We start from the raw sequence: 10,093 nt of genomic DNA, 5'->3' as shown, positions 1-10,093 counted from the left end.
AATAAAGGGGAACGTCTTCATACATATTCCCTGAATTTCATCAATGATGAAAAAGACTTTGAGCAAGACTTCCTTCGTTTTGATCGTGATGAACCTTGGGTGAAACGTGTGGCTGAATATGTAGGAACAAAGCATCATTCTATAGAGTTAGGATCAGATAGTTTAATAGAGTATTTATTAACTCCAATGCGAGCGCGTGATCTACCTGGAGTTGGAGAACTAGAAACGTCTCTTTATTTGCTATTTAAGGAAATGAAAAAAGACGCAACAGTTGCACTTTCAGGCGAATCCGCAGATGAAGTATTCTCAGGATATCCATGGTTCCATCAAGAGAAGTTTCTAGATGCAGAGATATTCCCTTGGAGTGTTAATTTATGGTATAGTACAGAAATTTTATCAGAGGATTTTAAAGCGAAGATTAGCCCTGAAAAATATCAAAAACAAAAATTTGAAGATGCAGTTGCTGAGGTTCCCTTTTTAGAAGGTGAAAGTGATCTGCAGATGAAGCAACGTCAAATGTCTTACATGTTTATTACACGTTTCTTGCCATTTATGCTAGAACGAAAAGATCGCACAAGTATGATGAATGGCTTTGAAGTACGAGTTCCATTTTGCGATTACCGGCTTGTAGAATACTTATGGAATGTCCCATTTGAAATGAAAAGCATAGACAATATTGAAAAAGGTATTTTACGTCGAGCTTTTGAAAATGTACTTCCAGAAGATGTACGTTATCGCAAAAAAAGTGCATATCCAAGCACAAAGGATGCCTCTTATCTACAAGGTATTAGTGATTGGATGTTACATGTGTTGAACAATCCTGAATCACCTATATTGCCATTAATTAATGTAGAAAGAGTTCGTGCTATTGCAGAAGGAAAAGACGAAGTAATTTCAGGTAATGATGCCCGAGGTATAATAGATTATTTACTTCAAGTTAATGGTTGGCTTCAGGAATATAATATTAAATTAGTATGGTAGATGTAATTTTCAAATAAAGAAGATAGCTGAAACATTAATGACCTAAGTGAACCGCATTCCCAATGGATTAGATAGTTATCTAATCCATTGGGAATGCGGTTTTATACAAAATAATAATATGTTTATAAATGTAAAGCCTACGGGAACTTTTCCTGTGGGCTTTTTAAGTAGCTTTTACGAAATTATGAGTGTTTTTTATTTTGTATTTCAATAAGTTGATCTGGTATCATTTTTGTATAATATTCTTTTTCTGTTAGTTCAAATATAAATAATGCTTTTTTCCAGTTATAAACAACATCTTCTACATTGTGTTGTTTAATCTTTAATAAAAACCGACCTTTTAAATAGAATAGTTCACCTAATAGGTATAAAGTATTTAGATTAATTGCTAATTTGATGCCCTTATCAATGTATTTTATTGCCTCTTCATGTTGATATGTGAAGGCCAAAGATTTTGCTAAATTTAAAATGATTTTTAGTTTAATTTCTTTATCTCTAGGAAAATTTAACTTATTAAAATTAGTTAAACATCTTCTTAATATAGTAATACTTTTTTCATATTCTTTATTTTCTCCATGAAATATAGCCATTGTCTGCATAATATCTATTTCTCTTTCTGATAAAAAATCAGAATTGGTTAAAGTTAGTTTTAATGCATGATTTAAAAGAGTTAAAGCAGTTTTGGTTGATCTATTTACCTCAAATATAGCAATTGCTTCATGCCATATTAGAAATTGTTGCTCTTCTTTTGTTTGAAAATTATTTAAGTTTTTCTCTTTTTTTACTATTTCATAAAGTTCTTTATATTGTTTTTGTTTTAAGCAATCTTTTATTACATATTTTACATTTTCTACATATTTAATTTTTTTGTTTTGAGTTAGTGCAAATATATTATTTGGATCAATCCCAAGTCTTTCAGATAATTGATATAACAATATGCTAGATGGATAAATCACACCTTTTTCGATCTTGCTAATTTGGCTTTGTGAACATATTCCATGACATAATTCGGATTGTGATATATTTTTTTTAATTCTAAGTTCTTTAATGGTAATACCCAAATCGTAAAATTCCATTTTTCCACCTACTATTAAGCACTGTATTAGTATAAGAGTTTTCTCTAACTTTTAATGTAATGTAAAATTAATATAGTTGCAATTGTTATTTGTTTTAAAGGACTTACCGTTTCCAGAGGATGGTGAGGCTTTTATTATGTACAAAAAAAGACACCCTAAGATGCCTTCTTCCGACTTGAACCACGTTCATTTAGTATAAACTTATCATATTATCCCTTTGTTATACGTGTAAACACATCCTATAAAACAGAATCATCTATACACCAGATTGTTAGTTCACAAAGTACAAGAGATTTGAGATCAGTATTAGAGTGACGCCACACCTTCTATAATGATTGATATGTTACGCCTTTCAAAAGAATCTGCTTTATAGAATGTATCCACGTTTATTATTTTACTATATGTAATATTTATTTGGTGTAATTTTTTGCAGATATGTATAATTGCATAAAGTTTATAAAAAAATCAGAGTATAATTTGGATTGTGTAATAAAGATAAGGCCCACCTACGGAAATAGGTGGGTTTTTTGTTGGGTAATACTATCTCATTGCACACAAGGGAATTACTATTAAAACCATATCATATTTTTATAGCTCTTATATTGAGAAATAAAGAAAAGACACTCTAAGGTGCCTTTTCTAATAGTTTTTTAGCAGAAGCAACTGCATCCGATAATGATTAATAGTATAAAGAGTACAACGAGTAAAGCAAAGCCTCCAGCAAAACCGCAGCCTTCGCCGCAACTACCACCATATCCCATAATAATAGTTCCTCCTTTAGATAAGAGAAAAAGACTAGGGGCCATTCCATGTGTTTTAATAGGTTCACTTTACCTTATGTTTTTACGTATGAATTGAGCAGGCCCTTTTGAAAATAAAGGAAAGATAATTTAATGTGCTTCCCCTGAATGTTGTACACATTTTCTGAAAAATAAACTATTTAATTATATCGATAACGGGGTTATTTAATATAATGTATTAATCCTAACATAAGGGAGGATTAGCCATACAATTAGTTTGTTTTAAAGTAGTAAATGGACAATACTTTTTAGTTGTAGAAGGTATCGGAGATTCCTGCGCCAATTCCAGCGTTTGCTGCAGCTTTATTAATTGGTTTAGGAGTAATCCCGCTTTGTTCTTAATTTAAGGAATTCCAAACAGCTCTACCTTTCAATTGATAAACCCTTAAGCATATGAATGCTTGGGGGTTTTTATATTAAAAAAGAAAAGACGCCATAAGGCGTCCCCACAAATAGGTAGATAAGACTTTAGTTTTCCAATCTAAAGAAATTTTGTATCAGTTCTTTGAAAGTATATCATAATATCCAGTTGATTTATTATGCATTATTACATACTTCTCTCAAACCTTCTAGTTTTTATTTGATAAAATAGAATCCTAATATTACCAAAAAATAAATAAATATTTCTAAAAACCCTAAATATTTATAGGGATAACAAAAGTGATACATTTAAGGTGCAAATTATAAAAAATATAAAAGGAGGGTGAATAAAGCGGTATTTAAAAAAGACTATTATAAACGGTGAGCAGTTATACAGGTTATATGAACCTGAATCTTGTTAAAAAATGATACTCATTTGAGTGTACTTTCTGATTTGAACCACCTTGATTAAAATAATGAAGAATCATCATTCGTTTATTCTGATTTCTGGAAAAGTTTTAATAGATTCATGTTGAACAAACATACTTTTTAGAAAGAGGAGAGATTATTGATGGATAGTCAATTACTATATCAACAGCAAAAAAGAGAAAAGGCACTTGTGATTGGAGCTGGTATTGCAGGCTTACTTACTGCACGCGTGCTTTCCAGTTATTTTGAGACAGTGATAGTTGTTGAAAAAGATGAGTTACCTCAAAAACCATCTGAACGTCCAGGTACACCCCAAGACTTTCATCCTCATCGTGTATTACCACGTGGAGAAATAATTATGAACCGTTTCTTTCCTGGATATGTTGATGATTTATTAAATTTAGGGGCCCATAATGTCAAGAATGATAAAATGATTCGATTTTCTCCGTATGGGGCACTGGAACTAGTTATAGAACGAAAAGGTGCAGCAAGCAGTCGGGCATTGTTAGAATGGACAATCCGCCAACGTGTGCAAGAAATTCCTAATGTACATTTTTATTCAAAGCAAGTAGTCACAGGCCTTTTAGTTTCGTCTGATCACAAGCGTGTTATTGGAATTAATATTCAAGAACGGGACGAATTAAAAACAAAGCGAACTGTGTTAACCGATTTGGTAGTTGACACATGTGGTCGTCAATCTAAACTCAATAAATGGCTTACATCTATGGGCTATGATGTTCCAGAACCAGAACGTTTAAAGGTGAATTTCGGATATAGCACGAGATATTATAAAGTACCTTCACATATCAAAGAGAAATTGAGTGCAATTTCTGAAGGAGATCCTGCTAAAAACGTTGGTGCTGTAGGTTTATTATATATTGAAGATAACATAGCTCAAGCGCTACTATTTGTTGCTGGAGGTACGCATTATCCACCAACAAATTCAAAAGAATATGAAAATGAACTGGATTCTTTAGTTACCCCTATGATGAGGGAGTTAATTAAAGAGTTAGAACCAATTAGTGTCCCAAGGGGATTTAGAGCGCAGGAGTCCACTCGTCAACATTTTGAACAAATGGAAAATTGGCCATCTGGATTATTAGTGTTAGGTGATGCTTTTTGTAACTTTGATCCCATTTATGGACAGGGGATGACCGTAGCCGCCATTGAAGCTGAAATGTTAGATACTTGTTTAAAAGAACATTCTACTCATAAACCTGGATTCGAACGCAAGGTACTGCAATGTATGCAACAAGCTATTGAGCCGGCATGGTGGCTGAGTTCAATTGCAGATTTACGTTGGAAAGGTGTTGAACATGTAGGAGCCGTTCCACTAAAAGGTGTGGAATTTGCACAGAAATATTTTGATTTATATCTTAAACAAGCTGTAAAGCAAGCAAGGGAGGGTAAGTCTACCATGCTCCAAAAATATATAATGATGAATGGGCTAGTTCATTCGCCTCATGAAATCATTAACTCAGATATGTTAAGGGTGTTAATCAATAGAGATGAGTCTTCAGAAGAGAATGAACTTTTGAACGAACTTGGAGAAGTAGATAAGAAACCAATGCAAGAAAGAATATATGAATTAATCCCTTCCTGTACATTAGCTTTTGAGAATAGCATTCCAAATTTGTTCTCATCCATTTCAATTTCTAATGTCAAATGAGGAAAAGAAACATTGCTCTAATTAGGGCAATGTTTCTTTTATTAGATAAGCAGTATTTAATCAACTACTTTTTCAATTGTTGGCATTATAGCGATTGGTGGTAAAGAGTAAGTCCAAGCAGCAGCGTATACGTTTAATTTTTCACCTAATTTGTAGTTTTCACCATTGGATACAGGTACTCTTAAAATTTTATTTTGGGAAACTAGCTCCCACCAATTATTCTGATAATAAAGTGCTTCTTCTTTCGTAAAAGTATCAGCAACAATTAAGTAATTATCGTCTGCTGAAATAACATAGCCCGTGAAAGGTATTTGTATTCGTACCTGTTCCTCCTTAATTGGAGAAGTGTTATTGGCAGTATCCGCAGAAGCAGGTGTTATGCCAAAAGTAAATCCGCACCCTAATGTTAATGTTGTAATTACTGTTAATAATTTTTGTTTTTTTGAAAACATAATAGAAAGCCTCCTTAAATTTTATTACCACACCAACACCTTTCTATTCATTTAGATATAAAGCCTTTCTGCATTCAAATATTTAACAATTTTGTCATAAATGAAACAAAATTGTATGTGATATGTATTTTTTAGAGTGATTTATGATATAATTCACTAGGTAAAGTATTTTCGTGGTTCATCTCTATATAGTTTTTTACCCTACTTACTCTGTAAAATATTATTGGTGAAGAGAGAATGTTTTCTCTCTTCTTTTTTTATTTGACATTAATAATATCGTTAATAAAGGATGTTTAATATTTTTTAGGCTATTTTGTTGTTGGTAATTAGTTTTGGTACGTATAATAAAATATGGTTTGATTAAGAGATTTAGTCTTGACGTACAGAATTTGCAAAATGTTGGTGTTCCGTCTTTATTTACATCAAATGTTAAATGTATTCCAATTTTAAATGAATTCAACATAATATTTTGTATCTATAATCCCAAAGGAAACTTTACATGGAAATGAAATTTTTCCTGCAGAAGCAGCCTGCATACAAGAAATTACCCAAGATTCCAATTCTAAAGGCAAGCGGTATACTTGAATATTACCATCACTGTTTTTTACAGTTACAATCGGTGCATTTACTCTGGTTGTAGCAAAATCGTCCGTTGTTATCATTCTTACTGCATTATTAGTGTGAAAACCAGTGTTTATAACTTCATAAATCTGTCCATCTTTCTCTTTAATAACCATAGGTATATTTAAATAGGGATAGTTTTTAATATCATTATGAATAATTGCTCCTACTGCATTCTTTCTTATTTGAGCCTCTTGCATTCTTTTATGCTCCTTTATAATGATTTAAACATGTTTACGTAAATTTATTCTATTTAACATCTATTATATTAGAAAATTGTAGTTTCATCTTATTATAAAAAGCATCCGTACATATAACAGCGCTATTTGAAGGGTCAATATCAACAACGGTAATATAACTAGTGAGTAAATAACCATCCTCATAATATGTAATCATTATTTCTTCTTCAGATACTAAGGAACATAATAGCATGTTTTCAATTCGTTCTTTTTCCTCAGTTGTTAAGATCGGACGGGTTACTTTGTTTTGTTCCTTAATCATTTCACGTATCCCATCAAATTGAGATGTTAATGCAGCGAACGGAGTCCACTTGACCATTTTTCTTCCTTTTGGCATATTAGCGTTATTCATGATTTGTGTCCCCCTATTAGTGTATTTCTGTATCTAGCTGTGGCGCTATGCGTGTAGGAAATTCCCCGCAATATACTGTTCTTCCCAAACCTTGTGCGTATTTCATCCATTACTTTTGTTAATTTTACTTCTTGTTCTCGCTGCGTTATGTTATCAAAAAGAGAAATTTGTTCTTCTCCTTCTTGAAGGAGGTTTGTTAAGGATATGTTTATGCTGCGAATGGGCTCTCCGGTATATTGTTGATGTAAAAAGTATGTACAGATCTTATAAATATCCATTGTTAGGTTAGTTGGACGACTTAAAGTATGTGTTTTTCTAAAACCACCGTTATAACTCTTGCTATAACCAACAGAAAATTGAACAGTTTGAGCAAGTTTATTTTGTCTTCTAAGCCGATAACAAACTTCTTCAATATGTTCCAGTAGAATAATCGGAAATTCTTCTATTGTGTAATCGCGCATGAGTATTTGGCTTTTTCCAACAGAAGTTGTGGCAGGAACATATTTTTCTGAAATGCGACTAAAGTCAATTCCATGGCTATGTAAATGTAATTCTTCTCCAATTTTTCCGAAGTTCTGTTTTAAGTATTTAAGAGGATAATTTGCTAAATCTCCAATAGAGTGTATTCCCTTTCTATTTAATTTCTCTTCTGTTTTATAGGATATGCCCCAAAATTTATTTAGTGGACGTATGCTCCATAATTTTGTTGGGACATCTTCATATTTCCAATAAGCAATGCCATTTTTATTCTTCTTGGCTTCAATATCTAAAGCTATTTTGCTCATTAAAGGGTTAGGGCCAATTCCTATTGTGCATTCGATCCGTGTTTTTGCATATATTTCACGTTTAAATGTCAACGCAAATTCATAGGGATTGTTAGCAAACAAATGAATACTATCCGTAATATCCATGAAGAACTCGTCGATGGAATATTGGTGAAAATCCTCAATAGGAACGTACTGCAAAGCTAACTTTGTTATGTAATTAGAGCATTTAATGTATGTACCCATAATCGGATTTACAACAAGAATGTCTTTTCTGCGAGGAATCTCGTATAATCTTGCCATCTTCTTTACACCCAATGCTTGTAATGGTGGAGTGGCAGCTAGAACGATTGAACCATTTCTATTTACATCACCGACTACTGCCAATTTTGTATACATAGGATCTAACCCCATTTTGATGCAACTTACAGAAGCGTAAAAGCTACGTAAATCAACACATAAGATGATTCTATTCGGTAAGATAGAATAGTCATACACTTTTATTCCTCCCTAAATCAAAAGAACGTTTGTTCTCATTATATACGAACTTGTGTTCTTTTATAAAGAGGTTTTGTTTAAAAATAATTTTTTTCAGATAATCTCCTTGTGGGAGCAGCAGTTCTAACAACAATCAGTAATAGGGGGCGTGACATATGTCCATCAAGCTAAAATTTTAACATACCCAAAAAAAGAAAATTTTTATTTCTTTACACCAATTTATGAGAAATCATTTTTTCGTTTTTAGGATAATGAATTCCTTAACTTGATGGCAATGACCTCACATTAAAGTGTATGGGATATTTCTAATTATTAATATATTAAATTTAATAAATATAAAATTAAAGCATAGGTGTATGATAAACGTATGTAATATCCTTCATCCTGTCCATAAATGTGCCCTGGATTTATTAGTATTTTTTTGCTAAAACTATACTAAATAAAGGCTGCAATAAAATTAAAGGTAAAACAAACAGAATATTCGAAATTATATATATCAACTTATTTAAAGGTTAATCTAATGTAATACCATGATACCATGGTTTTATATTAGATATAGATAATTTTGGAAAAGGGGAAGATTCTATGAATGTTCAACTAGAAAATGAACAAATAACAAAATTATTAAACGACTGGTATCAATCCATGTTAAAACAACAATTAGTTAAAGCAAAACAATTAAAAGAGTATATAGACAATGAAATTAACAATGTCAAAGAAAATCAAAGCGTACTCTTATATTATTCTTTATTAGATTTTAGATACAAAGCATTAACAGATTGGATAAGTATTAACGAAAGCAGTTTTGATGAAATGGATAATTTCATAACTCCAGCAGATGACTTTCTAGCTTATTATTATCACTTCTTTAAAGCATTCCATTCTACTTTAACATCCAATTACACTGAAGCAAGTGAACACTATTAAAAAGCTAAAGAACTATTAATACACATTCCTGATCCAATAGAACATGCTGAATTTAATTATCGAATGGGATATTTTTATTATCAAATCTATAAACAAGTAATAGCTCTTGATTATATAAAATTAGCTAAAGAAGAATTTTTAAAACATGAAGGTTATGAAATAAATGTAGCACTATGTGACAATTTTATAGGTCTGTGTTGTATTGATTTAAAACATTTCGAATTAGCTGAGGAGTCATTTAATAAGGCACTAGACACATTCCAAAAAAATAACCATAAAAATTCTATCCTTATGGTAAGACATAATTTAGCTTGGTTATATTCAAAACAAAATTTATCTAAACTCGCGATTCGTCATGTATCTGAAGTAACAAAGAACAATCCAAACCATTTCAAAGCATTTTTCGTAGAAGCATATGAATACTATAAGATAAATGACCATAATTACAGCGATCAACTAATTCAAAAAGGATTAAAACTTAGTAACGATTTTAACAATCAAGAATTCCAACATCGTTTTAAAATTTTAAAAGCCCTCAACAATAATGTCCCTACATTAACTTTAGAAATATTTATTTCAGAAGGTATTACTTATTTCAAACAAGAAAAACTATGGGAATGCGTAAAAGAATATGCTGATATCTTAGCTCTAAAGTTTTATGAAGAAAATAACCATAACAAAGCAAGTCAATATTTTTACATGAGCAATACAGCTCAAAAAAATGAATTAGAAAAAGGAGCGTTAAAATAATGAAAAAAATCTATCTAACTATACTTGGAATATCTTTAATTAGTATCCTATCGTTAGGGCTAAACGACTCTTTTAAAAATCAAGCTGTAAATATAGGAGACGGTGGAGGTGCACCAGCAAGACCAGATTATTTATTACAAACACACGCTGACTTATAAGAAAAAAACACCTTCAT

9 protein-coding genes and 1 pseudogene are annotated in these 10,093 nt (G+C 31.5%); 4 read left to right on the top strand and 6 right to left on the bottom strand.

Features of this window, described 5'->3' with window-relative positions:
* Window positions 1-981, top strand: a 981-nt coding sequence (locus tag MHI26_RS30260; protein ID WP_340994809.1) for an asparagine synthetase B family protein, incomplete at its 5' end; no start/stop codon positions are given.
* A gap of 182 nt (window positions 982-1,163) precedes the next feature.
* Here the strand turns inward: MHI26_RS30260 and MHI26_RS30255 are convergent.
* Window positions 1,164-2,057, bottom strand: coding sequence for a helix-turn-helix domain-containing protein (locus tag MHI26_RS30255; protein ID WP_097888979.1), 894 nt, complete (start codon window positions 2,055-2,057; stop codon window positions 1,164-1,166).
* A gap of 650 nt (window positions 2,058-2,707) precedes the next feature.
* Window positions 2,708-2,818, bottom strand: coding sequence for a YjcZ family sporulation protein (locus MHI26_RS30250; protein ID WP_000540371.1), 111 nt, complete (start codon window positions 2,816-2,818; stop codon window positions 2,708-2,710).
* 970 nt (window positions 2,819-3,788) lie between these two features.
* Between MHI26_RS30250 and MHI26_RS30245 the strand changes: the two genes are divergently transcribed.
* Window positions 3,789-5,315, top strand: a complete 1,527-nt coding sequence (locus MHI26_RS30245; RefSeq protein WP_061667261.1) for an NAD(P)/FAD-dependent oxidoreductase — start codon at window positions 3,789-3,791, stop codon at window positions 5,313-5,315.
* A gap of 56 nt (window positions 5,316-5,371) precedes the next feature.
* Here MHI26_RS30245 and MHI26_RS30240 read toward each other — a convergent pair whose 3' ends face one another.
* The 4 genes from MHI26_RS30240 to MHI26_RS30225 all read right to left on the bottom strand — a co-directional run bounded on the left by MHI26_RS30240 (window position 5,372) and on the right by MHI26_RS30225 (window position 8,241).
* A complete protein-coding gene (locus tag MHI26_RS30240) occupies window positions 5,372-5,767 on the bottom strand; it encodes a DUF3221 domain-containing protein (protein WP_061667260.1) in 396 nt (131 codons plus the stop codon).
* Between the two features lie 446 nt (window positions 5,768-6,213).
* On the bottom strand, window positions 6,214-6,588 hold the full coding sequence (locus MHI26_RS30235) for a hypothetical protein (RefSeq protein WP_001154606.1): 375 nt from the start codon (window positions 6,586-6,588) through the stop codon (window positions 6,214-6,216).
* A 49-nt stretch (window positions 6,589-6,637) separates the two neighbouring features.
* Window positions 6,638-6,979 carry a YolD-like family protein gene (locus MHI26_RS30230; protein WP_001057820.1) on the bottom strand — a complete coding sequence of 114 codons (342 nt, stop codon included), beginning with the start codon at window positions 6,977-6,979 and terminating at the stop codon, window positions 6,638-6,640.
* Window positions 6,976-8,241, bottom strand: a complete 1,266-nt coding sequence (locus MHI26_RS30225; RefSeq protein ID WP_000272584.1) for a Y-family DNA polymerase — start codon at window positions 8,239-8,241, stop codon at window positions 6,976-6,978. Before MHI26_RS30225 ends, MHI26_RS30230 begins: the two co-directional genes overlap by 4 nt.
* 585 nt (window positions 8,242-8,826) lie before the next feature.
* Here MHI26_RS30225 and MHI26_RS30220 point away from each other — a divergent pair.
* A pseudogene (locus tag MHI26_RS30220) lies at window positions 8,827-9,918 on the top strand (response regulator aspartate phosphatase).
* Window positions 9,918-10,076: a Phr family secreted Rap phosphatase inhibitor gene (locus MHI26_RS30215; RefSeq protein ID WP_000725639.1), complete on the top strand. Its 159-nt coding sequence runs from the start codon at window positions 9,918-9,920 to the stop codon at window positions 10,074-10,076. The pseudogene MHI26_RS30220 and the gene MHI26_RS30215 overlap by 1 nt, the downstream one beginning before the upstream one ends.
* Window positions 10,077-10,093: the final 17 nt, after the last annotated feature.

Source organism: Bacillus sp. FSL K6-1218 (genome assembly GCF_038006445.1).
Classification (GTDB): domain Bacteria; phylum Bacillota; class Bacilli; order Bacillales; family Bacillaceae_G; genus Bacillus_A; species Bacillus_A thuringiensis_S.
Note: the sequence above shows the minus strand (reverse complement) of the source record. Positions and strands in the feature narration are given on the sequence as shown.